This is a genomic window from Pseudomonas sp. RC4D1, from assembly GCF_018390395.1.
In the GTDB taxonomy this organism is placed as follows: domain Bacteria; phylum Pseudomonadota; class Gammaproteobacteria; order Pseudomonadales; family Pseudomonadaceae; genus Aquipseudomonas; species Aquipseudomonas danubii.
The window spans coordinates 1,195,577-1,220,543 of record NZ_JAHBAW010000003.1 but is presented as its reverse complement, the minus strand read 5'-3'; the positions used below and the strand labels follow the sequence as shown (position 1 = coordinate 1,220,543).

Below are 24,967 nucleotides of genomic sequence, written 5' to 3'. Positions count from 1 at the left end.
TGGTCATCGATCCGGTGTTTTATGATTGCTGAAAATGATCGAATCTCAATTGCATTTCGATTTCATGTGCTGGGCATTGCTGCAACTGGCGAGTAGCAGCTGGCTTGCCGGCGAAGGGCCCCTCAAGACCTGTGCAGGGCTAGGGAGTGTTTGGGCTGACAAACCGGCTCCGCGATGGCGTTGGCCCGGCTAGCGCCTGCGAGGTGCGGAGGATTTGCACGCGGGTGTGCTGCGCAGGCTCTGGCGCGCGTCTAGCAGCCATAGCCCCGCAGCCGTATCGGGGCCCGTGACGATGAGCCCGACCATGCAAGCCCTGTTGAACCAGATCCTCGATGAAGTCCGCCCCCTGATCGGCCAAGGCCAGGTCGCCAACTACATTCCCGCCCTGGTCGATGTGCCAGCCAACCAGCTGGGGATTGCCGTGTATGGCAACGACGGCCAGGTGTTCAGCGCCGGTGACGCCGACACGCCGTTCTCGGTGCAGAGTATTTCCAAGGTCTTCAGTCTGGTGCAGGCCATCGGTCATTCCGGCGAGGCGATCTGGGAGCGCCTGGGTCACGAGCCTTCGGGGCAGCCGTTCAACTCCCTGGTGCAGCTGGAGTTCGAGCGGGGTCGGCCGCGCAACCCCTTTATCAATGCCGGGGCGCTGGTGATCTGCGACATCAACCAGTCGCGCTTCGCCGCGCCGGCCTTGTCCATGCGCGACTTTGTCCGGCGCCTGTCGGGCAACAGTCAGGTGATGGTGGATGGCCGCGTGGCCGATTCGGAATACCAGCATCGCGCCCGCAACGCGGCCATGGCCTACCTGATGCAGTCCTTCGGCAACTTCCATAACGATGTGGAGGCGGTGCTGCGCAGTTATTTCAGCCACTGCGCCTTGCGCATGAGCTGCGTCGATCTGGCCCGGGCGTTCTGTTTCCTGGCCAACGACGGTTTCTGCAAGCACAGCGGCGAGCAGATCCTCACCCGGCGCCAGACCCAGCAGGTCAACTCGATCATGGCCACCAGTGGCCTGTACGACGAAGCCGGCAATTTCGCCTATCGGGTCGGCTTGCCGGGCAAGAGCGGTGTAGGCGGGGGGATTGTCGCGGTGGTGCCGGGGCAGTTCACGGTGTGCGTGTGGTCACCGGAACTCAACAGCGCCGGCAACTCTCTGGTGGGCATGGCGGCCTTGGAGCTGCTCAGCCAACGCATCGGCTGGTCGGTGTTCTAGGACTTACCAGGCGCCCGGGTTGCTCAGGCTGATCTGCCCGCGATCGATGAAGCGCTGGGTGCCGAACAGGCCGCCGGCCAGCTTGCCTCGCAGTACGTAGGGCAGGTTGTCCAAGGTCTGGGTCTGGCTCAACCCCAGGGTCTGGCGCAGGACGGAAAACGCCGAGACGCTGACCGGAATCACCAGGATGTCCTCCGAGTAACGGCCGATATGCCCGCGCTGGTCGCTGACCCCGGACGCCAGCGGGCGGCCGTTGACTTCCAGGTCCAGGGCGACACCGTTGTAGTCGATGGCATTTTCGTTGGGGTTCTGCAGGCGCAGCTTCACCGCGAAGCGCATTTCCAGCTCCTGGCTGGGCAGTGGCTCGATGCCCACCACGTTGATCGCCAGCGGGTCGCGGTTGGGCAACAGCGCACAGGCGCTGAGACTGAGCAGTACCAGGGTCAAGGCGATCAATCTACGCATGGCATACCTGTCGGCAATGGAAATGAATGGCGGACCGGCACCTTGTAGCCGCTGCCGAGCCTGCGAGGCTGCGACAAGGCCCGCAGGGCCTTGCCTGGAAAACCCCCGACCAACCTCCAAGGCCGAGAGCCCATCACCCGCGCACGCAGCATAGACGCCCGCCAGCCTCAGGAGTTCGCTTTAGCGCTCATGTCCGGGTCTTGCATCACCTTGAGGGTCGCCGCTTCGGGGTCGAACTCATCCTCTTCCAGCTCAAGGAATTCCTCCGGCAGGAAAATGTTGAGGAAGATCGCGCAGAAAGCGCCCACGGTAATCGGCGACTCGAAGATATTGTGCAGCGCCTTGGGCAGCTCACGCAGCACTTCCGGCACCGCCGCCACCCCCAGGCCCATGCCCAAGGAAATGGCCACGATCAGCACGTTGCGCCGATGCAGGCCGGCTTCGGCGAGGATCTTGATCCCGGCCACGGCCACGGTGCCGAACATGATCAGGGTGGCGCCGCCCAGCACCGGTTTGGGCATCAGTTGCAGCACCGCGCCGATCACCGGGAACAGCCCCAGCAACACCAGCAGCCCGGCAATGAAGTAGGCCACGTAGCGGCTGGCCACGCCGGTCAGCTGGATCACCCCGTTGTTCTGGGCAAAGGTCACCATCGGCAAGCTGTTGAACACCGCCGCCACCGCCGAGTTGAAACCATCCGCCAGCAGCCCGGACTTGATGCGCTTGATGTACAGCGGGCCTTTCACCGGCTGCTGGGAAATCATCGAGTTGGCGGTCAGGTCGCCGGCCGCTTCCAGGGGCGAAATCAGGAAGATCACCGCCAGCGGAATAAAGGCAATCAGGTCGAAGGAAAAACCGTACTTGAACGGCACCGGCACGCTCACCAGTGGCACCTCGGGCATGGCCGCCATGTCCACCCGGCCCAGCATCCAGGCCACCACGAAGCCCAGGGTCAGGCCGATGACGATCGAGCCCAGGCGCAGCATCGGGTGGTTGAAACGGTTGAGCACGACAATGGTCAGCAGCACCAGGGCCGCCAGCCCCAGGTTGCTCGCCGCACCCAGGTCGCTGGCGCCGTAGCCGCCGGCCATGTCGGTGACCGCCACCTTGATCAGCGACAGGCCCATCAGGGTGATGATGGTGCCGGTGACCACCGGGGTGATCAGCTTGCGCAGCTTGCCGATGAACTGGCTGAGGAACATCTCGATAAAGGCCGCGACAAAGCAGATGCCGAAGATGGTGGAGAGGATCTCATTGGTGTCGCCGCCACGGCCCTTGACCATGAAGCCGGCGCTGAGCAGCACGCTGATAAACGAGAAACTGGTGCCCTGCACGCACAGCAGGCCCGAGCCGATGGGCCCCAGGCGCCGGGCCTGGACGAAGGTGCCCAGGCCGGAGACGAACAGCGCCATGCTGATCAGGTAGGGCAGTTCGCTCTCAAGGCCCAGCACGCCGCCGAAGATCAGGGTTGGGCTGATGATGCCGACAAAACTGGCCAGCACATGTTGCAGGGCGGCGAAGATCGCCGCGCTGAAATGCGGACGGTCATTGAGGCCGTAGATCAGGTCGGACTTGTAGCGGGGAGGGGAACGATCAGGTGCGGTCATGGGAGAAGGCCTGCCAGTGGCGTGCGAAAACGCCAGGGCGCACGCCGGAAAGTGGACGGGACTTGGGCCGCAATGTCATGGCATCAGACAAGACTTGCGCACCCGGTCAGAAAAAAGGAGGCGCAGGATGCCAGAAAGGTCCTGTTGTCAGAAGGGCAAACAGGCGCAAAGGGTCAATTTTGCAGGGATACGAAAGATACTGTTTCTCATTTGCCGTTGTGGAATAATCCGCCTCCCCGATTTGCGGACCTTCCCTCGATGCTGCCCATACCCAGCCTGCTGCGCAGCTTTCAAGAGCACTACGACGATCTGCTGAAGTTTCTCACCCGGCGCATGAGCGATCGCCAACGGGCGGCGGACGTGGCCCAGGACACCTACCTCAAGCTGCTCAAGGTCGACCAGCAGACGGTGGAGGTGCACAACGATCGCCGTTTCATTTTTCGCGTTGCCGGCAACCTGGCCATCGATACCCTGCGCCGCGAGCAGCGTCTGGCGGCCAATCTCAGCGACACTGAGCAACACAGTGAAGTGGTGGACCCGGCACCGGCGCCGGAAGCGGTGCTGCTGGCCAAGGAACGCCTGGCGGTGCTCGACGAGGCCCTGGCGCAACTCTCGGACAACGCCCGCCAGGCCTTGCTGCTCAATCGCCTGGAAGGCCTGACTCAGGCGCAGATTGCGTTACGCCTGGGCGTTTCCGAAAGCATGGTGGCAAAATACATCGGCCAGGCCCTGCGCCATTGCCGCGACTGGCTGCAACAGCATCATGAGTGATTCCCCCTTGCCCGCCGCCGACATCCCCATGACCGAACACTCCCAAAGCCTTGAAGACGCTGCACTCGAATGGCAGGTGTTGCTGCATTCCGGCAACGCCACGGCGGCCCAGCGCATGGCCTATCAGCAATGGCGCCAGACCAGTCCGGCCCACGCGGCAGCAGCGCAAGAGGCGCAGCAGCTGTGGGGCGACCTGGGCCAGACCCGGGCCGCCGAACAGCACCGGGCGGCGACAGCCACCGGTTCCTGGCGTGGTTGGCCGGCGCTGGTGGCGTCCCTGGTACTGGCCGTGGCCAGCGGCGTCGGTTGGTGGCAGTGGCCGGCCCTGACCTCGGACTACCACACTGCGGTCGGCCAGCAACAGCACATCACCCTGGCGGACGGTTCCAGGGTCACGCTCAACAGCGGTAGCGCATTGTCGGTGGCGTACTCGGCGGGCGAGCGCCGGGTGATCCTGCAATCTGGCGAGGCGCTGTTCGAGCCGGTTGCCGACCCGCAACGGCCGTTTGTGGTGCAGGCCGACGCCCAATACCTGCACAGTGCCGCCAGCGCCTTCAGCCTGCGCCGCGACGGCAGCCGGTTGACGGTGGTGGTGCGTGAAGGCCAGGTGCAGTTCACTGGTGATCATGCGCCGGTGCTGCTCCAGGCCGATCAGCGCCTGCAGTATCAATCCGGCCAGCCGCTGCTGGCCCAGCAAGCCGTGGACGCTGCCAGTCTCACCGCCTGGCAGCGGGGCAAGCTGATCTTCAACGGTCGCCCCCTGGGGGAGGTGATTGGCGAGCTGGAGCGTTATCAGCATGGTCGCATTCTGATCTCCGATAGCCAGTTGGCGGCCCTGGCCATCAGCGGTGTGTTCGATCTGCACGACCCGCAGGGTTCGCTGCAGGCCTTGCAGCAGCGCTATCCGCTGCAGGTTACCTACCTGCCGTGGCTGGCGGTTTTGCACTGAGTGGATTTTTTTTGCTTGGGGCACTGCAAGTTCTTTCCCGGCCAATCGTCGTAGTGAGACTGAGAAGACAATCATTCTCATTGACGTCATTTCAACGGGCTGGGAAGGAACACGTGAAAGCTATGTTCAAGCTGTCGATACTGGGGCGCGGTCAACACCTCATGCGCCGCACATTACTGGCCCAGGCGCTGTTCGCCGGTGCCTTGAGCCCACTGCTGGCCCAGGCGCAGGACGCCAGCTCCACCAGCCAGGGCAGCAGCACCCAGGAGCGCCGGGTGGCGCTCAAGCTGGTGGCCCAGCCCCTGGATCAGGCGCTGACCCGTTTTGCCGATCAGGCCGACCTGCGCCTGCTGTACACCACCGCTGATGTGGACGGCCTGCAAGCACCGGCCCTGAATGGCGAGGTCACGGTGGCCCAGGCCCTGCAGACACTGCTGGCCGGCAGCGGCATGAGCTGGTCCTTCAGTGATTCGCGTACGGTGATCCTGCGCCGCGCGGCGCCGGCCGCCAGCCTCAACCTCAAGCCGACCCAGGTCAGCGTGGCGTCGCGCACCAGCACCGCCATCAGTGAGATCCCCGGCACGGTGTGGGTGGTGGAGCAGAGCCAGCTGCGCGAGCAACTGAGCACTGGCGTCAGCCTCAAGGAAGCCATTGGCAAGCTGGTACCGGGCCTCGACCTGGCCCCTGAAGGGCGCACCAACTATGGCCAGAACATGCGCGGGCGCAACGTCCTGGTGATGATCGACGGGGTCAGCCAGAACAGTTCCCGGGGCCTGTCCCGGCAGTTCGACAGCATTTCGCCGTTCAACGTCGAGCGCGTCGAAGTGCTGTCCGGGGCCAGCGCCATCTACGGCGGCGGCGCCACCGGCGGCATCATCAATATCGTCACCAAGAAAGGCGAACCGGGCCCGGCGCGGTTCGAGACCCAGCTGGGGGCCAGCAGTGGCTTCAACAACAGCGACGACCTGAGCACCCGCGTCGCCCAGTCGGTGAGCGGCGGCAACGAAGCCATCAGCGGCCGGCTGGCGGTGGCGGGGGAGCAGAACCAGGCGTTCTATGACGGCGCCGGCAAGCAGATCTTCATCGACAACACCCAGACCGACCTGCAGTACAACCGCACCCTGGACCTGATGGGCAGCCTGGCCCTGCAGTTCAATGACGAGCAGAGCCTGGACCTGCTGGCCCAGTACTACGACTCGGGCAACCACGGCAGCACCGGGATCTATTTCCCCAACCTCAAGTACCGGGCACCGTCCAACCTGGAAAACGCCGAGCTGCGGGGCGGCTATTCCACCGACCTGGAGCCGCGTACCAAGCGCCTGCTGCTCAACGCCAACTATCACCACAGCGATGTGCTGGGCCAGGACTTCTACCTGCAGGCCTCGTACCGCAAGGAAGACAACAACTTCTTCCCGTTCCCCTACTACAACAGCGGCAGTCCCGCGGGCTCCAAGGGCGTGTACTTTGCCGCGTCGCAGCAGAATTTCGAGGTCACCAGCCTCAAGGCGCTGTTCGCCAAGGAGCTCGATGCCTTCAAGCTCACCTACGGCGTTGACCTGGACCGTGAGCGCTTCAACGCCGAGCAGAGCACCTTCGATCAGCAGATTTCCTCGGACAGTGGCGGTCTGGATCTGGTGACCCTGAGCAAGGCGCCGCGCTATCCCAGCTATCGGGTCGACGGCCTGTCCGGCTACGCCCAGCTGGACTGGCATGCCACCGACAACCTGACGGTTTCCGGCGGCTACCGGCGTCAGCAGATGGACGTGGATGTCGGCCGCTTCAAGAACGTCCCCGGTGGCAGCAACCAATATGCGGTCAACCTGTACAACCTGGGCAGCATCTACGACTTCAAGAACGGTCATCAGGTCTGGGTCAACTACGGCGAGGGCTTCGATCTGCCGGACCCGGCCAAGTTCTACGGCAAGCCGGGCCTGAGCGTCGACGACAACCCCCTGGCCGGGATCAAGAGCCGCCAGGTGGAGACCGGCTGGCGCTTCTCCGATAGCGACTGGGAGGCCCAGGCGGCGCTGTACTACATCTGGTCGGACAAGGTGATCAGCACCGACCAGGCCACCCTGACCATTGACGTCAAGGATCAGAAAAGCCGCGACTACGGCTTTGAGAGCGCCCTGACCCGGCACTTCCAGAGCGGCTGGGAAGTGGGCGGCACCCTGCATGCCGTGCGTTCCGAGGAGGAGAACAAGAACGGCGGCTGGAGCAAGCGCGACGCCCGTTATGCCTCGCTGTCGAAACTCACCGCCTTCATCGGCTGGAAGGGTGACAGCAGCAACGTTCGCCTGCAGGGCAACCACGCCTTCACCCTCAAGGACGATGCGGTCAAGGTCATCGACGCCACTCACAGCGTCGATGCCCCCAACACCATCGACGGCTACACCACCTTCGACCTGCTGGGCAGCCACGACACCGACTTCGGCACCTTCAGCGGCGGTATCCAGAACCTGCTGGACAAGCAATACAGCACCGTCTGGGGCCAGCGCGCCAAGCTGTTCTACTCACCGACCTATGGGCCGGACTACTTGTATGACTACCAGGGTCGTGGCCGCACCTACACCCTGAGCTGGAGCATGGCCTACTGAGGGGCCATGCCCCGGGATCGGCACGGCCCAGGCAAAGGCCCGCAGCAGGTCTTCCTCGGTGGCGTGCCCTTCGACACCGGCACCACCAGCCGTTGCGGAGCACGCTTCGGGCCCGTGGCATCCGTGGACATTGCCTGCCTCGCCTCGCAAGCCTCCTGACACTGACTGTCAGGAGGCTCTGATATTCTGCGCCGGTGTTTTTTCTCCGGAGTCCACCCAAGGTGTCGCGAGCCAGCCGTTTACTCACCCTGTTGCAGATGCTGCGGGGCAAGAGCCGTCCCGTTACCGCAGCCACCCTGGCGGCGGAGCTGGAGGTGTCCGAGCGCACCCTGTACCGCGATATCGCCGAGCTCACTTCACTGGGCGCGCCGATCTACGGTGAGGCGGGCATCGGCTATGTGTTGCGCAGCGGGCTGTTCCTGCCGCCCTTGATGCTCAATGCCGACGAGACCGAGGCCGTGGTCCTGGGCTTGCGTTATGTCGATCAGCGTGGCGACGAGGTGCTGAGCAAGGCCGCGGCCGATGCCATGGCCAAGATCGCCGCCGTGCTGGCCCCGGCGGCCCAGGATGCCCTGCGCAATCCGACCTTGCTGCCGGGCCCCGCGGGCTGGGGCTTTCCCGACAACAGCGTGTCGTTGAACGTGTTCCGCCAGGCGATCCGGCACCAGGCCAAGCTGTTGATCGACTATGCCGACGTCAATCGCAACCCCAGCCAGCGGCTGATCTGGCCCTTGGCTCTGGGGTTTCTCAACGAGGCCCGGGTGATCGTTGCCTGGTGTGAGCTGCGGGGCGATTACCGGACCTTTCGCACCGACCGCATTGCCGCGGCCCAGGAGCAGGGACAGGCCTATCCGGGGCGGCGCAGCGATTGGCTGCGGGCCTGGCGCCAGTGCCTGCAAAAGGACGAGCAGGGCGGTCAATTCACTCCTGACAGGAAATGACACGCGGGGCTTTTAACATGGCGCGATCATCGACTCATCAGGAGCTTTTCTCATGTCAGGTATCGACGTTTCACTGGCCCCGGCGATCCGCGCCTACGTGATGGCGGCCAACACTGGCGACAGCTCGGTGGCGGCGGCGATCTTTGCTGCCGAGGCCCAAGTGTTCGACGAGCGAGAGCACCGGGTCGGACCGCAGGAGATTGCCCGCTGGATGGACGCCAGCCATCGCGTGCGTCCGCGGCTGCAGATCCTCGGGGTCCAGCAGCGTACCGGCAAGGTGTTGCTGGACAGCCTGGTCTGCGGGGATTTTTCCGCCAGCCCCCAGACGCTGCGCTACACCTTTCGCCTGGACCCGCAGGGACGGATTGCACGGCTGGATATCTCCCGCTGAGGCTTGTCGACCGGTGTGTCGAGCGGTTCGTCGGCAAGCCGGTTCCTCCATGGAGTGGGGCGCGGTGGCATACTGCGGCTTTTTTGCCGGGAGGCCCGCGGCCCATGCCATTCGATTCCCCCTTGAGCGCCTATCGGCATGCCCTGGAGCAGGACGGCTTCGTCGCCGATGAGGCACAGGCGCGGGCCGTGCAAGCCTTGCAGAACTGTCACGAGGCCTTGCATCAGGGGCGTACAGCGGTGCAAGGGGTCTATCTGTGGGGGGCGGTCGGGCGGGGCAAGACCTGGCTCATGGATCAGTTCTACCAGAGCCTGCGGGTGCCGGCGCGGCGTCAGCACTTTCATCACTTCATGGGCTGGGTGCATCAGCGTTCGTTCCAGCTCACCGGCACCGCCGATCCCTTGCAGGCCCTGGCCCGGGAGCTCGCCGAAGAGGTGCGGGTGCTGTGCTTCGATGAGTTGTTCGTCAACGACATCGGTGATGCGATCATTCTCGGGCGCCTGTTCCAGGTGATGTTCGAGCAGGGCGTGGTCATGGTCTGCACCTCCAACCAGCCTCCCGAGCAGCTGTATGCCGAGGGCTTCAATCGTGAACGTTTCCTGCCGGCCATCAGCGCCATCAGCCAGCATATGCAAGTGGTGGCGGTGGACGGCGAGCAGGATCACCGTCTGCACCCGGGGGCTGCCGCGCAGCGCTACTGGCTCAGTGCCGAGGGCCAGCCCAGCGCCCTGGAACCCTTGTTCCAGCAGTTGAGCGGCGGCCAGGCGGTCTCCACTGAGCCGCTGCTGATCGGCTATCGGCCGGTGCAGGTGGTCAAGGCCGCCGGCAGCGTGATCTGGTGCCGTTTTGCCGATCTGTGCGAACAGCCGTTTTCCGCCATGGACTTCATGGCGCTGTGTGACAGGTTCAGCGCAATCCTCCTCAGCCAGGTCCCCAACCTCAGTGCCCAGCAACGCCCGGGACGCATTGCCCGAGGCACCGAGGATGGCGCCCAGCGGGTGGTGGCAGGGGATCGCGAATTGCCGCAACTGTCGATCCATGACGACAGCGTGCGCCGCTTCATTGCCCTGGTGGATGAATGTTACGACCGCAAGGTGCCGCTCTATCTGGAGGCCCAGGTACCGATGGAGCAGCTGTACACCGAGGGTTACCTGGAGTTTCCCTTCCGCCGCACCTTGAGCCGCCTGCAGGAAATGCAGTTGCAACGGTTTGCCAGCCAGCCTCGCGCTTGAGGGGAAGAGCTTCCGGCTGTGGTTCATCCTGGCCAATCATTAGGATTTTTCTGTAGAAGGAGGGAGAAAAATCTTCGTTTGGTCAAATCCCCCAGCCTACAATCGAGGCTGCCTGAGCCCTGAACGCTCACTTTCACTGCATTGATCGAGGATGAACATGGACGTTGCCGATGTCGTGGTGCTGCAAGCCAGTTACAGCAACCCGGTGCATGCCGAAGCCATAGGTGTGCTGCTCAATCATTACGCCCAGGACCCCATGGGCGGCGGCCAGGCCCTGGCGCCGGACCAGCTTCAGCAACTGCCGGCAGAGCTGGCCAAGCGACCTCAGGCGTTCAGCGTGCTGGCCTTTGCCGGGGGGCAGCCGGTGGGGCTGGTGAACTGCTTCGAGGGCTTTTCCACCTTTGCCTGCCGGCCCCTGGTGAATGTCCACGACGTGGTGGTGCTGGACAGCTTTCGCGGCCAGGGCCTGAGCAAGCGGATGCTGCAGAAGGTCGAGGACATTGCCCGGCAACGGGGTTGCTGCAAGATCACCCTGGAAGTGCTGGAAGGCAACGCCCAGGCCCAGGCCGCCTACCAGGCCTGCGGTTTCGCCAATGCCATGCTCGATCCCGCCCATGGCCGCATGCTGTTCTGGAGCAAAGCTTTGTAATGTCCGATGTCAGGCCCCGCCCTGGTGCTGTAGGGGAGCGGGGCTGACTGCTCTAAGCGTCGTGCAATGCCGGGTCGAGCTTGGGGAACACCAGGCGGAACTCGGTGAGGCTGTCCGGTACGCTGTCGACCTCGGTGCGGCCCTGATGCAGGTTCATGATCGAGCGTACGATTGCCAGGCCCAGCCCGGTGCCACCTTCGGCTCGGGCGCGACTGCTGTCGACCCGATAGAAACGCTCGAACAGATGGGGCAGGTGGCAGGCAGCGATGCCCGGCCCGGGATTGCCCACGGCGAGGCTCACGCTCTGCAATTGGCGCTCGATCCGCAGCTCGATCCGGCCCTGATCCGGGCAATGGCGGATGGCGTTGGACAACAGGTTGGAAATGGCCCGCTGGATCATCAGGCGATCCCCCAGCACCCAGGCGTCACCGCGCAGTTCCAGCTGCAGTTGCCTGTCCTCGGCGCTGAGGGCAAACAGGTCCATGACCCGCCGTGCTTCCTCGCCCAGAGACACCCGGGCAAAGCGGGCCTGGGAAGCCGGCTGGCTGACCTGGGCCAGGAACAGCATGTCGGCGACGATTCGTGTGACCCGCTCCAGCTCCTCGATGCTGGCCTCCAGCACGGCCTTGTATTCCTCCGGGGGGCGCTCGCGGGACAGGGTCACTTGGGCCTTGCCCATCAGGTTGCTGATGGGCGAGCGCAGTTCGTGGGCTAGGTCGTCGGAGAACTGCGACAGGCGCTGCACGCCGCCATCCAGGCGCTGCAGCATGACGTTGATGCCCTGGCCCAGTTCCGCCAGCTCCCGGGGCAGCTTGTCCAGGTTCAGGCGATGGGTCAGGTCCTGGGTGGTGACCTTGGCGGCGACCCGGGTGAACTGCTGCAGGGGCAGCAGGCCCCTTTGCACCAGCCACCAGGCACCCATGCCGATCAGCAGCAGCAACAGGGGCAGGGCAATCACCGTGGAGCGCAGGTAGGCGCTGAGCAGTGCCTGGTCATTGCCACGGTCCAGGCTCAACACCACTCGCACCGGCTCGCCATTGCGCAGGTTCATTTGCCGGGTGGCGCTGAGCAAGGGATTGCCGCGGCTGTCGCGCCAGTCGAGGTAACCCTCGGCGCTGCTCTCCCTCAGGGCCCGGGGCAGCGGTTGCTCAGCGATGCCGCCAACATTGAGCAAGGGTTCGGCCAGAGGGGCGCTGCTCAGGATGTTCAATTGCAGATTGTCGTGGCCCATCACCAGGTCCAGCAGGGAGTGGGGGCGGGCGGCCAGGTCGCTGCTCTTGAGGTCGCTGGTGAGGCTGTGCTGGATCTGTTCCAGCTTGCTCTCCAGGCCCTTGCGCGCCAGGTTGTCCAGCTCGTGGTTCAGGGCCAGATAGGCCAGGGTCGCCAGCAGCAGGACCAGGGCCGCCCCCATCAGGCTGACGGTCAGCCCCAGGCGCATGGACAGGCTGCTGTTGGTCGGCGCCGCCGGCTGGTGCGTCATTGGCGCACTTCCAGGACATAACCGACACCGCGCAGGGTGTGGATCAGCTTGACCTCACTGGCATCATCGATCTTGGCCCGCAGGCGGCTGATGGAGACTTCCACCACATTGGTGTCGCAGTCGAAGTTCATGTCCCAGACCAGGGAAATGATTTGCGTGCGAGTCAGCACTTCCCCCGAGTGGCGCATCAATACATGCAACAGGGTGAATTCCTTGGTCGTGAGATCTATCCGGCGGTCACCGCGATAAGCCCGATGCCGGCGAGGATCAAGTTGCAAGTCGGCCACTTGCAATACTTGCGGCTGGGACACGGGTTCGCTGCGGCGAATCAAGGTCCGGACCCGGGCCAGCAACTCGGGAAATTGAAAAGGTTTGACCAGATAATCATCGGCGCCCATATCCAGCCCTTTGACTTTGTCTTCCAGGCGCCCGCGAGCGGTCAACATCATGACCCGGGCCGGAGAATGTCCGCGCATATGTTCCAACACTTGCCAGCCATCTTGGCCCGGCAGGTTTATATCCAGGATCACCAACTCGTAAGGTTGTTGCTGTATCAGGTGCAGGCCGTCCACGCCATTGTTGGCACGGTCCACGACATAACCACTTTCACTCAGGCCTTGATGCAGGTAGTCCGCTGTTTTGGGTTCGTCTTCAACCACCAGAATACGCATTGCCAGATCCTCTCCAAACCGCTTGGGCATTATCGAATGAGTGCAGGGTGAAGCCTGAAGTAGCTACAGGGTCAAGAAAATTAATCAGCTAATTCATAGGATTAGCCAGGTCACCCGATAGCGGGTGAGTGCTTGGGCGCAGGCATGCTAGTTGATTGCACGCAGGGAAAGTGGCGGATGACAGAGTTGTAATATTCCTGTCATTGGCGTGACAGTGAGGGTCTGCCAGCGGATAAAAAAAGGCGCCCTATAGAGGGCGCCAAACGTCCATCTCTGCCAAAGGAGCACATTGTCCAGAGTGGGTACTGCGTTGAAGATGTATCAGGCGCCGGGCTGTTGTTGCTTGGCGTCCGGTGCGGAATAGTGGGTACCGGCCTTGTCTTGCTCGGTCTTGGCGAGGTTCTGGTTTTTATCGCCGTGAATCTGTTGCTGATTGACCCGGAAGTTCTCGTAAAAGCGTTGCATATGCTCGGCTCCGCCTTCGGCAAAGGCTGCACTGGAAGTGGCGAGAATCAAACCGCTAAATACCAAAGTTGAAAGTTTCATACTGCGTTTCCTACTTAAGAGTGTTCGGTAACTTGTTTCGTCCCTGCACAAGAAGTGATGGGGCAAGTTTCAGCGAAGTGTATTAAGTGAGGGTTAACGTCAGCCTGAGCGGGATATTACATTCTTGACATTATGTGTCTGCAGGCAGTCACAGCCTGTGTCTGCAGACAATCAAAGCCTGTAGCAGCTGGTTGGCCAGCGAGGGCGTCGCAGAGCTCGCTGCAAGGCAGGATGGCGCCTTTGCCGGCATGCCGGGCCCCGCAGGGATGGGGGCCGTTGCGGCCCCCGAGTCGGGTTCTTACTTCTGGACCACGGTCGCTTCCGTCGGCGCTTTGGGTTTCATCAGGCTGAAGTCGATCAGCGCCTTGCTCTGGCGTGAGTAGGGGTCGCCAATCAGCAGCGGGCGCGGCTTGAAGCTGTCGCTGACCAGGCTGCGGCTGTGGTCCAGCTGGTCGAAACTCAAGCCCGCCAGATCGGCCCAGGTATGAATCAGCTGGGAGCTGCTGTAAGGGCGGCTGAGGTCGGAAGCAAAGTTCCAGTCGTGGGTTTGCCGCCACTTCGGCGAGGCCCAGGCCATGAACGGGATGGTGTACATCGGCGCCGTGGGCTTGCCTTCGTTGCGTCCCAGGGTGTCGTGGCCGGCGGAGTCGAAGACGTCTTCGCCGTGGTCCGACAGGTACAGCAGGAAACCGTTGGGGTCGGTCTTGGCGTAATCCTTGATCAGGCTGGAGACCACGAAGTCGTTGTACAGCACCGCGTTGTCGTAGCTGTTGTAGGTCGGCAGTTGATCGTCACGCACACCGGCCGGCACGCCCTGGCGATCGGTGAATTTGTCGTAGCTTGGCGGGTAGCGGTACTGGTAGCTCATGTGGGTGCCCAGCAGGTGGACCACGATGAACTTGCGCGGGGCGCTGTCGGCCAGGGCCTTGGAGAAGGGCTCGAGCACGTCGCCGTCGTACTGGCGGGCGTTCTGGTTGCGGTTGTTGTTCAGGTACACCTGCTCGTCCGCCTGCTCGGAGAAGGTGGTGAGCATGGTGTTGCGCTTGGTCATGGTCTGCTGGTTGGTGATCCAGTAGGTCTTGTAGCCGGCCTGCTTCATCACGCTGACCAGGGACGGCGTCTTGAGGTAGAGATCGGGGTTTTCTTCGTCGGCGAAGGTCAGCACCTGTTGCAACGCCTCGATGGTGTAGGGGCGCGGGGTGATGACGTTGTCGAACACCGCCAGCTGGTCCTTGAGCTTGTCCAGCTCCGGGGTGGTCTGGCGCGGGTAGCCGTAGAGGCTCATGCGCTGGCGGTTGGTGGACTCGCCGATCACCAGCACCAGGGTGGCCGGCTGGTTGGCCATGCTGTCCTTGAGGTTGGTCAGCGGCGGGATCTTGCTGACGCTGTCGAGCATGCCCTGCATGCCGTTCAGTTGCTCACGGTAGCGGCGATAAGCGACCACCATCTGCCACGGCACGGCGGGTTCGATACGGGTTTCGAATTTCTCCAGGCCGTCGGCCAGGGTGTCGGTGCGAGCGATTTGCTTGATCAGCGGGTAGCCGACAATCGCCACCAGGATCGCCACGGCAGCCATCAGGGCCTGGCCCCGGGGCAGGTACACCGGGCGCAGGCGGGTCCAGAGGAAGAGGGCGAAGGCGGTGTGGGCCAGGAACGCCAGGAGCATCCACCAGGCAAAGTACTGCGTCAGGTATTCACCGGCCTCCGAGGGGTTGGACTCGAACATGATGAAGATGACGCTTTGCGAGAACTCCTGCTGATAGACGAAGAAATAGCCCAGGCTGGCCATGGAGCAGGCCCAGAGCACCACGCCGATCACTGCCGCCATGACTCTGGTGCGTGCCGGGAACAGCAGCATCGGCGCCAGCCAGATGGCGCTCATGAAGAACGCCTGGCGGAAACCGGCGAAGCCGGACGTGTCCGTCAGTTGAATCAGCAGTTGGGTGATGCCGGAGAAATACCAGAAGAACAGGAACAGCCAGAGCAGCCCCATCCAGTCAAAACCTGTCGCAGACGTGTTACTGCGTTTGAACAATGCCATTCAGCGCTCCCCGCCGTTCCGTGATCATTGCGCGCCGGTTCAGCGCTGCGAATGAAGGCCGCCGTCTGTAACAAGACGGCCACAATGGCCGGGAGTATCGATAGGCAAGTGTGAAAAGTTCGTTAGCGCAGCGTTGGATTTTTGTCCGGCGTAGCAGGCGGCGGGATCAGGTGTGGCGGGAGATAGGTGGCAGGAAAGGGAGCGGGTAGAGCGGTGAACGCAGGCCGGGCCTGCGTTCCGGGGCACAGCTGAGGTTGCTTAGGGGCGCTGCAGCGCTACGGCAGGGGCTTGTCCCTGGTTCTGCAACAGCAGGCGCAATTGGGCGAGTTCCCGTTGCAGTTGATCGCGCTCGTCTTTGAGTTGGCGCAATTCGTCACGACGAATGGTCACGTAGAGAGTCTGTGCTGGTCGTGCCGGTAGTACTGTGCCCATTGCTTCACCTCGCAAATGGAGTGCCTCAACTATGCTTCGCTGGTCGCATCCCTTGCGCAAAGCACTATCGTCGGCAGCGCGAAAACCACGGTGTCAGGCAACCGTCTTGCCTTCACTCGTGACGTTTTCACGCAGCCTGAAGGCGGCAATTTTATTTCTTTTTAGCGCAATTGGAACTTTTTTATTTTTCGTGGTCGTTGTGCCTTCCTGGTGTTTTGCGTCGTTATCCCCCCAGTTTCTGAGAAACTTCGCCCCCAGTGCCGGGACTAATCTCCACGCGGTTCGCGCCGGCCGAGGGGCAAGAGATCGGGCTTGGGCGCGCTGCGTTGCGCGCAGGTGGCCGCAAAAACTGGCGTTATGTCTGAAGATTGCGCTGTCTTGGAGCGTCTCGCCTTGTATAGTTGCGCCCCTCGACGTTTGCACCCAGCCCTTTGGGCTATACATTTTTGATCTGAATTTTTTGCAGTAGGAGCATCAGCACATGCAACTGGGGATTATTGGACTGGGCCGCATGGGCGGCAACATTGCACGGCGCCTGATGCTCAATGGGCACGAGACCGTAGTCTTTGACCGCAACACCGATTTCGTCAGCACCCTGGCCGCCGAAGGCGCCAAGGGCGTCGCCGACCTGCCGGCCCTGGTGGCCGGCCTGGAAAAACCCCGCGCGGTCTGGGTCATGCTGCCCGCCGGCGCACCCACCGAAGAGACCATCGACACCCTGAGCCAGTTGCTGGAACCGGGTGATGTGATCATCGACGGCGGCAACACCTACTATAAGGACGACATCCGCCGTGCCCGGGACCTGGCGCAAAAGGGCCTGAAGTACATCGATGTCGGCACCTCCGGCGGCGTCTGGGGCCTGGAGCGCGGCTACTGCATGATGATCGGCGGCGATGCCGATGAAGTGCTGCGCCTGGACCCGCTGTTCGCCGCCCTGGCCCCCGGCCTGGGTTCGATTCCACGGACCAAGGACCGTGTTTCTGATGACGACCGTGCCGAGCGTGGCTATATCCATGCCGGTCCTGCCGGTGCCGGGCATTTCGTCAAGATGATCCACAACGGCATCGAGTACGGGATGATGCAGGCCTTCGCCGAGGGCTTTGACATTCTCAAGACCAAGTCTTCGGACATCCTGCCGGAGGATCAGCGCTTCGACCTCAATGTGGCGGACATCGCCGAAGTCTGGCGGCGTGGCAGCGTGGTGTCCTCCTGGTTGCTGGACCTGACCGCCGATGCCCTGGCCGGCGATCCGAAGCTCGACGGTTTTTCCGGTGCCGTGGCCGACAGTGGCGAAGGGCGCTGGACCATTGAAGCGGCCATGGAGCAGGCGGTGCCGGTTCCGGTGCTGTCCAACTCGTTGTTCTCCCGCTACCGCTCCCGCGGCCAGGGCACCTACGGCGACAAGCTGCTGTCGGCCATGCGCTTCGGCTTTGGCGGCCATGTGGAGACCGGTAAGAAATGACCTCTACGCGAAAGAAGTCCAAGGCGTTGCCCGCGCCGCCGACCACGCTGTTCCTGTTCGGCGCCCGCGGTGATCTGGTCAAGCGCCTGTTGACGCCGGCGCTGTACAACCTGAGCCGCGACGGTCTGCTGGATGAGGGGCTGCGGATTGTCGGCGTCGACCACAACGCGGTGAGCGACGCTGAGTTCGCCACCTTGCTGGAAGACTTCCTTCGCGATGAAGTGCTGAGCAAACAAGGCCAGGGGGCGTCCGTGGACGCCGCCGCCTGGGCCCACCTGACCCGTGGCATCAGCTACGTCCAGGGCGACTTCCTCGACGACTCCACCTATGCCGAACTGGCGGCGCGAATTGCCGCCAGCGGCACCGGCAACGCGGTGTTCTACCTGGCCACCGCGCCGCGCTTCTTCAGTGAAGTGGTGCAGCGCCTGGGGGCTTCGGGGTTGCTTGCGGAGGGGCCGGAGGCCTTTCGCCGGGTGGTCATCGAGAAGCCCTTCGGCTCCGATCTGCAGAGCGCCGAGGCCCTCAATGCCTGCTTGCTCAAGGTCATGAGCGAGAAGCAGATCTATCGCATCGACCATTACCTGGGCAAGGAAACGGTCCAGAACATCCTGGTCAGCCGTTTTTCCAACAGCCTGTTCGAGGCGTTCTGGAACAACCATTACATCGACCACGTGCAGATCACCGCGGCGGAAACCGTCGGGGTCCAAACCCGTGGCAGCTTTTATGAACACACCGGCGCCCTGCGAGACATGGTGCCCAACCACCTGTTCCAACTCCTGGCGATGGTGGCCATGGAGCCTCCAGCGGCCTTTGGCGCCGATGCAGTGCGCGGCGAGAAGGCCAAGGTGGTGGGGGCGATCCGCCCCTGGTCACTGGAGGAGGCGCGAGCCAACTCGGTGCGCGGCCAGTACCGCGCCGCCGAAGTGGCGGGCAAGGCCCTGGCGGGTTACCGCGAAGAAGCTAATGTCGCGCCGGACAGCAATACCGAAACCTATGTCGCGCTGAAGGTGATGATCGACAACTGGCGCTGGGTCGGGGTGCCGTTCTACCTGCGCACCGGCAAGCGCATGAGCGTGCGCGACACCGAAATCGTCATTTGCTTCAAACCGGCACCCTACGCGCAGTTTCGCGATACCGAAGTCGACCAGCTGTCGCCGACTTACCTGCGGATTCAGATCCAGCCCAATGAAGGCATGTGGTTCGACCTGCTGGCGAAAAAGCCCGGGCCGAGCCTGGACATGGCCAATATCGAACTGGGCTTCGCCTATCGGGATTTCTTCGAAATGCAGCCGTCCACCGGCTACGAGACGCTGATCTACGACTGCCTGGTCGGTGACCAGACGCTGTTTCAGCGGGCGGACAATATCGAGAACGGATGGCGCGCCGTGCAGCCTTTCCTCGATGCCTGGAAGCAGGACGCGAGCGTGCAGACTTACCCTGCGGGTGAGGATGGCCCGGATGCCGCTGATGAGTTGCTGGCCCGGGATGGCCGCGTCTGGCACGCCCTCGGGTGAAGGGGGCAAGGTGCGGTCCATCGCGTTCCTGCTCAGCGATATGGACGGCACCCCGTTGCACCCGGATCAGCGCCTCAGCCCTTCAAACATCCTCCAGCGCTACAACCAGTAACTCACCGCATACCAGCCCAGCAGGCCCATCACCACGGTGTAGGGCAGGGCCATCCACACCATCCGTCCGTAGGACAGGCGCACCAGCGGCGCAATCGCCGAGGTCAGCAGAAACAGGAAGGCGGCCTGGCCATTGGGCGTGGCGACGCTGGGCAGGTTGGTGCCGGTGTTGATGGCGATCGCCAGGGTCTCGAAGTGTTCGCGACTCATCTGCCCGGAGACAAAGGCCTGTTTCACCTCGGTGATGTAGATGGTGGCGACGAACACGTTGTCGCTGATGGCCGACAGCAGGCCATTGGCAATGAACAGCATGCCTGGCTGCTGGTCCGCCGGTAGCGCCAGCACCCACTGGATCAGCGGCACGAACAGCTGTTGCTGGTGAATCACCGCCACCACGGCAAAAAACACCACCAGCAGGGCGGTGAAGGGCATGGCGTCCTTGAAGGCGTTGCCCAGGCGGTGCTCGTCGGTAATCCCGGTGAAGGCGGTGATCAGCACAATCACCAGCAGGCCGATCAGCCCGACTTCCGCGACGTGCAGGGCCAGGCCGACAATCAGGATCAGCGCCGCCAGCCCCTGGACCAGCAACGCCGCCCGCTGCCGTGCGGTGCGCTGGGCGTCGTCTTCGGCCGCGTAGTTGGCCAGTACCTTGCGCACGTTGTCCGGCAGCAGCGTGCCGTAGCCGAACCAGCGCAGTTTTTCCAGGAGTACGCAGGTCACCAGTCCGGCGGCCAGCACCGGCAGCGAAACCGGCGCCACCTTGAGGAAGAACTCGGCGAAGTGCCAGCCCATCTCATGGCCGATCAGCAGGTTCTGTGGTTCGCCCACCAGGGTGCATACGCCTCCCAGCGCCGTGCCCACGGCACCGTGCATCAACAGGCTGCGCAGAAAGGCGCGGAACTGCTCCAGGTCGTCGTGGTGCAGGGTTGGCAGATGCTGATCGTCGCCATAGCCGCTGTCCTGGCGCGGGTCATTGCCGGAGGCTACCCGGTGGTACACCGAGTAGAAGCCCACCGCGGCGCTGATGATCACCGCAGTCACGGTCAGGGCGTCGAGAAAGGCCGAGAGGAAGGCCGACAGAAAGCAGAACAGCAGCCCCAAAAGCGCCTTGGAGCGCACCCCCAGCAGCAGCCGGGAGAACAGGAACAGCAGCAGTTCTTTCATGAAGTAGATGCCGGCCACCATGAACATCAGCAGCAGGATCACCGGGAAATTGTGCACCAGCTCGTCGTACAGCGCCTGGGGCGTGGCCATGCCCAGCAATAGCGCTTGCACCAACAGCAGGCCACCGGGCATCAAGGGGTAGCACTTGAGGGCCATGGCCAGGGTGAAGATGAACTCGATCACCAGGCACCAGCCCGCTGCGGCCGGGCTGACCGCGAAGAACAGCAGCGGATTGAGCAGCAGGAACGCGACAATGCTTGCCTTGTACCAGCGGGGTGAGTGGCCGAGAAAATTGTGCGCGAACGCCTGGGCCATTGAGCCGGACATGGGCTGCTCCTAATAGTGAGAAGCGCGCAACTTGCCGCAAGCCGGATTGAGAATCAAGAACCCATGAAATCTTTTGCCACAATCTGCCCCACCCAAGCTTCTGCACGATCGCCGGCACCCTCTTGCAGGAGCCAGCTTGCTGGCGAAGGCGTTCCCAAGGACGACAGCGTCGTGAGTGCCATTCGCCGGCAAGCCGGCTCCTACAGCGGGTGGTGTCGCGGCCAGTTCTTGTAGGAGCCAGCTGGCTGGCGAAGGCGTTCTCAAGAGCGACAGCGTCGTGAGGGCCATTTGCTCGCAAGCCGGCGCCTGCGGTCAGGGGGTGCGCTTGGCAACCAGGGTCAGGATGTCGTAGCTGGCCACCAGCTCACCCAGTTGATTGGTTACTTCCACGTCCCAGGCCACCACCCCCTGCGGCGTGCCCTGGGGGCTCTGTTTACCCTGGTCGATCTTGCGCTTGCAGGTCAGCCGCGCTTGCAGGGTGTCGCCAATGCCCACCGGGCTGATGAAGCGCAGGCTGTCCAGGCCATAGTTGGCCAGCACCGGGCCCGGTGCCGGGGACACGAACAGCCCGGCCGCCGCCGAGAGCACGAAGTAGCCGTGGGCAATACGTTTGCCGAATTGGGAGTCCTTGGCGGCGATCTCGTCGAAGTGCATATAGAAGTGGTCCCCGGACAGGCAGCCGAAGTTCACCAGATCGGCCTCGGTCACGGTGCGGCGGTGGGTCAGCAGGGACTCGCCGATCTGCAGGTCCTGGAAGTGCCGGCGGAACGGGTGGACCTCGGTTTCGATGACCTTGGCGCCGCGCACGTATTCACCGGTCACTGCCGCCAGCATGCTCGGCGAGCCCTGCACTGCGGCTCGCTGCAGGTAGTGCTTGACCGCCCGCAGGCCGCCCAGCTCTTCACCGCCACCGGCGCGACCGGGGCCACCGTGCTTGAGTTGCGGCAATGGCGAGCCGTGGCCGGTGGATTCGCCGGCGCACTCGCGGTCCAGCACCAGCAGCCGGCCATGCCAGGCCGCGGCCCGAGGAATGACCTGGGCGGCGATGCCCGGGTCCTTGGTCACCAGGCTGGCCACCAGGCTGCCCTTGCCGCGAGCGGCCAGGTCCAGGGCCTGGTCCAGGTCGTCGTAGGCCATCAGGCTGCTGACCGGGCCAAAGGCCTCGATATCGTGGGCGCCGCCCTGAGCCAGGGGATCACGGCACAGCAGCAGGGTTGGGGCAAAGAACGCGCCCTGGCTGACGTTGTCGCCCCGGGGCTCGAAGCCGTCCCGGGCGCCGAACAACAGATCGCTGCTGTGCAGCAGGCTCTCCAGGCGTTCGGCCACGTCCTGCTGTTGCTCATGGGAGGCCAGGGCGCCCATGCGTACGCCTTCCACCGACGGATCGCCGACCACCACCTTCGACAGGCGCTCGCGCAAGCCCGTGGCCACGGCATCCAGCTGTTTGGCCGGAACGATGGCGCGGCGGATAGCGGTGCATTTCTGACCGGCCTTGACCGTCATTTCCCGCACCACTTCCTTGATGAACAGCTCGAATTCCGGGTCATCCGGGGTCACGTCCGGTGCCAGGATCGCGCAGTTCAGCGAGTCGGCTTCGGCATTGAAGGGCACCGAGTGGCGGATCAGGTTGGGGTTGGATCGCAGTTTGCCGGCGGTGACGGCGGAACCGGTGAACGTCACCAGGTCCTGGCCTTGCAGGCGATCCAGCAGGTCGCCGGTGCCGCCGATCACCAGTTGCAGGCTGCCTTCGGGCAGCAAGCCGGATTCATGCATCAGGCGCACGGCGGCCTCGGTCAGGTAGCTGGTAGCGCTGGCGGGCTTGACGATGCACGGCATGCCGGCGAGAAAGCAGGGGGCGAACTTCTCCAGCATGCCCCAGATGGGAAAGTTGAACGCATTGATGTGCACCGCCACGCCGCCCCGGGGCACCAGAATATGGGTGCCGGCAAAGCTGCCGAGCTTGCTCAGGGATTGCGCCGGGCCTTCGTGCAGCAGGTTGCCCGAGGGCAGCTCGCGGGCGCCGAGTCCGGCGTAGCTGAACAAGGTGCTGTTGCCGCCTTCGATGTCGATCCAGCTGTCGGCCCGGGTCGCGCCGCTGTGGTGGGACAGGGCGTACAGCTGTTCCTTGCGTTCGCCAAGGTACAGCGCCAGGGCCTTGAGGCGCTGGGCCCGCTGCTGGAAATCCAGGGCCAGCAGCGCTCGGGCGCCGTTCACGCGCCCATGTTGCAGCGCTTCGGCGAAGTCCAGGGGCTCTTCATGGGTACGCGCCACTTCATGGCCATCGATGGCGCTGCGCAAGGCCTGGGCCGGGTGCTGGCCGATCCAGCGGCCGCCGATAAAGCTTTGCAGGGTAGGAGACTGTGGCATGGGAGAAAGGCTCCGAAGGGTCAGGGTCAATTGAGGGCCGGCGCAGCGTGCTGGGCGCCGGGAGGCAACTCAGTGATGGCTGGCGCCGGAGGCGCCGATGCCGGTCATGGAACGGATGAACTGCGCCAGGTAGCGGCCGCGCTCCAGCTCGGCCCGGGGCGAGCGGTCGCTGACGGACAAGGCCCAAGCGGCAAAGAACGCCAGGCTCATGGAAAACAGTGCGGGGTTGGCGTAGGGAAACAGCGCCTGGGGGTGGTGCAGCACATTGACCCAGACCGCCGGGCTGAGGATCAGCAGGACAATCGCCGAGATCAGCCCGGCCAGGCTGCCGCCCACTGCGCCCCGGGTGGTCAGGCCTTTCCAGAACATGGAAAGAAACAGCACCGGGAAATTCACCGACGCGGCTATCGCCAGCACCAGCCCCGAGAGAAAGGCGATGTTCTGCGATTCGAACAACAGCCCCAAGAGCACCGCCAGAACGCCGATGCACAAGGTGGCGATCTTCGAGACGCGCATTTCCTGCTGGGTGCTGGCCTGGCCTTTGCGCATCACGCAGGCATACAGGTCATGGGACACCGCCGAAGCGCCGGACAGTGCCAGCCCGGCCACCACCGCGAGAATGGTGGCGAAGGCCACGGCCGAGATGAAACCCAGGAACAGGTTGCCGCCCACCGCCTGGGCCAGATGCACTGCGATCATGTTGGCGCCGCCGATGATGGCGCCGCTGGCGTCGCGGTACTCGGGCTCGGTGCCGACCATGACGATCGCGCCGAAGCCGACCACGATCAGCAACAGATAGAAGTAGCCGATGAAACCAGTGGCATAGAGCACGCTCTTGCGCGCTTCCCGCGCGTCGCTGACGGTGAAGAAACGCATGAGGATATGGGGCAGCCCGGCGGTGCCGAACATCATTCCCAGGCCCAGGGAAATGGCGTCGATGGGGTTCGACAGCAGCCCGCCGGGGGCCATGATCGCGCTGCCTTTGGCGTGTACCGCACTGGCTCGGGCGAACAGCGCCTCGGTGCTGAAACCGAAGTGCTTGAGCACCATGAAGGCCATGAAACTGGTGCCCGACAGCAGCATCACCGCCTTGATGATCTGCACCCAGGTGGTGGCCAGCATGCCGCCGAAGGTCACGTAGCAGACCATCAGCAGGCCCACCAGCATCACCGCATGGAGGTAGCTGAGGCCGAACAGCAGTTCGATCAACTTGCCGGCGCCGACCATCTGCGCCACCAGGTACATCAGGGCCACGGTCAGGGTGCCGAACGCCGAGGTCAGGCGCACCGGGGTCTGGGCCAGGCGATAGGAGACCACGTCGGCGAAGGTGTAGGTGCCCAGGTTGCGCAAGCGTTCGGCGATCAGAAACAGGATGATCGGCCAGCCGGCCAGAACCCCCAGGGCGTACAGCAGGCCGTCGTAGCCATTGAGGAACATCATCGCCGAGATGCCGAGGAAGGACGCCGCGGAGATCATGTCACCGGCAATCGCGAGGCCGTTCTGCAGGCCGCTCATGCCGCCGCCGGCGGTGTAGAAGTCCTTGGCCGAGCGGGTACGCAAGGCGGCCCAGCGGGTGATCCCCAGGGTCAGTAGGACGAACACCAGGAACATGCCGATGGCGTTCCAGTTCAGCGCGCGGGCGCTGTCGTCGGTGGCCAGGGCCAGGTCCGAGGCCAGCAGGCAGGGCAGCAGGATGACTCCTGCACCGCGCTTCATGACCGGTACTCGCGCTTGAGTTTGTCGTTCAGCGGGTCCAGCAGTTGGTTGGCTCGGTAAACGTAGAAGCCGGTCAGGGCGAAGGCCAGGACGATCATCGCCACCCCCACTGGCATGCCGACGCTGGTGGCCCCGCCGGACAGCGACTGGCCCAGCAGGCCGGGGTGAAAGGCCACCAGCAGGACGAAGCCGTAGTAGGCCAGGAGCATGATCAGGGTCAGTGACCAGTAGAGTCGCTGTTTGCGCCGCACCAGCTGGATAAAGTCCGGGTGGCAGGTGATGCGGTCTATCTCTTGTGGGCTCATGAGGTTTTCTCTGTTG

At 63.6% G+C, this 24,967-nt stretch carries 23 protein-coding genes; 12 read left to right on the top strand and 11 right to left on the bottom strand.

Annotated elements, in window-relative coordinates:
- Positions 1-304: 304 nt before the first annotated feature.
- The gene (gene glsB, locus KHO49_RS30300; RefSeq protein ID WP_213666433.1) at positions 305-1,213 is read left to right on the top strand and encodes a glutaminase B; all 909 of its coding nucleotides are present in this window, start codon (positions 305-307) and stop codon (positions 1,211-1,213) included.
- 3 nt (positions 1,214-1,216) lie between these two features.
- Here the strand turns inward: glsB and KHO49_RS30295 are convergent, their stop codons facing one another.
- Together KHO49_RS30295 and KHO49_RS30290 are read right to left on the bottom strand one after the other, a co-directional pair.
- On the bottom strand, positions 1,217-1,678 hold the full coding sequence (locus KHO49_RS30295; protein ID WP_102879221.1) for an LEA/WHy family protein: 462 nt from the start codon (positions 1,676-1,678) through the stop codon (positions 1,217-1,219).
- 167 nt (positions 1,679-1,845) lie between these two features.
- A complete protein-coding gene (locus tag KHO49_RS30290) occupies positions 1,846-3,285 on the bottom strand; it encodes a nucleobase:cation symporter-2 family protein (RefSeq protein ID WP_102879222.1) in 1,440 nt (479 codons plus the stop codon).
- A 258-nt stretch (positions 3,286-3,543) separates the two neighbouring features.
- Here KHO49_RS30290 and KHO49_RS30285 point away from each other — a divergent pair, with 258 nt between their 5' ends.
- The 8 genes from KHO49_RS30285 (at position 3,544) to KHO49_RS30250 (ending at position 10,815) form a co-directional block, all read left to right on the top strand.
- Positions 3,544-4,056: an RNA polymerase sigma factor gene (locus KHO49_RS30285; protein ID WP_102879223.1), complete on the top strand. Its 513-nt coding sequence runs from the start codon at positions 3,544-3,546 to the stop codon at positions 4,054-4,056.
- Positions 4,049-5,005: a FecR family protein gene (locus KHO49_RS30280; protein ID WP_102879224.1), complete on the top strand. Its 957-nt coding sequence runs from the start codon at positions 4,049-4,051 to the stop codon at positions 5,003-5,005. Before KHO49_RS30285 ends, KHO49_RS30280 begins: the two co-directional genes overlap by 8 nt.
- Before the next feature lie 161 nt (positions 5,006-5,166).
- The gene (locus tag KHO49_RS30275) at positions 5,167-7,602 is read left to right on the top strand and encodes a TonB-dependent receptor (RefSeq protein WP_249735937.1); all 2,436 of its coding nucleotides are present in this window, start codon (positions 5,167-5,169) and stop codon (positions 7,600-7,602) included.
- 6 nt (positions 7,603-7,608) lie between these two features.
- The gene (locus KHO49_RS30270) at positions 7,609-7,761 is read left to right on the top strand and encodes a hypothetical protein (protein WP_180988383.1); all 153 of its coding nucleotides are present in this window, start codon (positions 7,609-7,611) and stop codon (positions 7,759-7,761) included.
- Positions 7,762-7,823: 62 nt separating this feature from the next.
- Positions 7,824-8,543: a helix-turn-helix transcriptional regulator gene (locus KHO49_RS30265; protein WP_102863480.1), complete on the top strand. Its 720-nt coding sequence runs from the start codon at positions 7,824-7,826 to the stop codon at positions 8,541-8,543.
- 52 nt (positions 8,544-8,595) lie between these two features.
- Positions 8,596-8,934, top strand: coding sequence for a ketosteroid isomerase (locus tag KHO49_RS30260; RefSeq protein ID WP_102879226.1), 339 nt, complete (start codon positions 8,596-8,598; stop codon positions 8,932-8,934).
- Positions 8,935-9,038: 104 nt separating this feature from the next.
- Complete coding sequence (gene zapE / locus KHO49_RS30255) at positions 9,039-10,166, top strand: cell division protein ZapE (protein WP_102879227.1); 1,128 nt, start codon at positions 9,039-9,041, stop codon at positions 10,164-10,166.
- A gap of 157 nt (positions 10,167-10,323) precedes the next feature.
- The gene (locus KHO49_RS30250; RefSeq protein ID WP_102863585.1) at positions 10,324-10,815 is read left to right on the top strand and encodes a GNAT family N-acetyltransferase; all 492 of its coding nucleotides are present in this window, start codon (positions 10,324-10,326) and stop codon (positions 10,813-10,815) included.
- A 52-nt stretch (positions 10,816-10,867) separates the two neighbouring features.
- Here the strand turns inward: KHO49_RS30250 and KHO49_RS30245 are convergent, their stop codons facing one another.
- The 5 genes from KHO49_RS30245 to KHO49_RS30225 form a co-directional block, all read right to left on the bottom strand.
- Entirely contained in the window at positions 10,868-12,295 is a 1,428-nt protein-coding gene (locus KHO49_RS30245; RefSeq protein WP_213666432.1) for a heavy metal sensor histidine kinase, read from the bottom strand.
- Complete coding sequence (locus KHO49_RS30240; protein ID WP_102863484.1) at positions 12,292-12,966, bottom strand: heavy metal response regulator transcription factor; 675 nt, start codon at positions 12,964-12,966, stop codon at positions 12,292-12,294. The genes KHO49_RS30245 and KHO49_RS30240 overlap by 4 nt, the downstream gene beginning before the upstream one ends.
- A 321-nt stretch (positions 12,967-13,287) precedes the next feature.
- Positions 13,288-13,512, bottom strand: a complete 225-nt coding sequence (locus KHO49_RS30235) for a hypothetical protein (protein ID WP_102879229.1) — start codon at positions 13,510-13,512, stop codon at positions 13,288-13,290.
- Positions 13,513-13,810: 298 nt separating this feature from the next.
- Positions 13,811-15,553 (bottom strand): phosphoethanolamine transferase CptA, encoded by a 1,743-nt coding sequence (locus tag KHO49_RS30230; RefSeq protein WP_213666431.1) that lies wholly within the window; start codon positions 15,551-15,553, stop codon positions 13,811-13,813.
- 258 nt (positions 15,554-15,811) lie between these two features.
- Positions 15,812-15,985 carry a DUF6026 family protein gene (locus KHO49_RS30225; protein ID WP_170002794.1) on the bottom strand — a complete coding sequence of 58 codons (174 nt, stop codon included), beginning with the start codon at positions 15,983-15,985 and terminating at the stop codon, positions 15,812-15,814.
- Positions 15,986-16,466: 481 nt separating this feature from the next.
- Between KHO49_RS30225 and gnd the strand changes: the two genes are divergently transcribed.
- Genes gnd through KHO49_RS31215 form a run of 3 tightly spaced genes read left to right on the top strand, consistent with a single transcriptional unit; the run spans position 16,467 to position 19,073 of the window.
- Positions 16,467-17,447 (top strand): phosphogluconate dehydrogenase (NAD(+)-dependent, decarboxylating), encoded by a 981-nt coding sequence (gnd, locus tag KHO49_RS30220; protein ID WP_102879231.1) that lies wholly within the window; start codon positions 16,467-16,469, stop codon positions 17,445-17,447.
- Positions 17,444-18,961, top strand: coding sequence for a glucose-6-phosphate dehydrogenase (gene zwf / locus KHO49_RS30215; protein ID WP_213666430.1), 1,518 nt, complete (start codon positions 17,444-17,446; stop codon positions 18,959-18,961). Before gnd ends, zwf begins: the two co-directional genes overlap by 4 nt.
- 10 nt (positions 18,962-18,971) lie before the next feature.
- Positions 18,972-19,073 carry an HAD family hydrolase gene (locus tag KHO49_RS31215; RefSeq protein ID WP_249735890.1) on the top strand — a complete coding sequence of 34 codons (102 nt, stop codon included), beginning with the start codon at positions 18,972-18,974 and terminating at the stop codon, positions 19,071-19,073.
- Here KHO49_RS31215 and nhaB read toward each other — a convergent pair.
- The 4 genes from nhaB to KHO49_RS30195 form a co-directional block, all read right to left on the bottom strand.
- A complete protein-coding gene (nhaB, locus tag KHO49_RS30210; protein WP_102863489.1) occupies positions 19,061-20,563 on the bottom strand; it encodes a sodium/proton antiporter NhaB in 1,503 nt (500 codons plus the stop codon). The genes KHO49_RS31215 and nhaB overlap by 13 nt on opposite strands.
- 312 nt (positions 20,564-20,875) lie before the next feature.
- Positions 20,876-22,930, bottom strand: coding sequence for a phenylacetic acid degradation bifunctional protein PaaZ (paaZ, locus tag KHO49_RS30205; protein WP_213666429.1), 2,055 nt, complete (start codon positions 22,928-22,930; stop codon positions 20,876-20,878).
- 69 nt (positions 22,931-22,999) lie between these two features.
- Positions 23,000-24,646: a cation acetate symporter gene (locus tag KHO49_RS30200; RefSeq protein WP_213666428.1), complete on the bottom strand. Its 1,647-nt coding sequence runs from the start codon at positions 24,644-24,646 to the stop codon at positions 23,000-23,002.
- Positions 24,643-24,951 carry a DUF485 domain-containing protein gene (locus KHO49_RS30195; RefSeq protein ID WP_102879236.1) on the bottom strand — a complete coding sequence of 103 codons (309 nt, stop codon included), beginning with the start codon at positions 24,949-24,951 and terminating at the stop codon, positions 24,643-24,645. The genes KHO49_RS30200 and KHO49_RS30195 overlap by 4 nt, the downstream gene beginning before the upstream one ends.
- Positions 24,952-24,967: the final 16 nt, after the last annotated feature.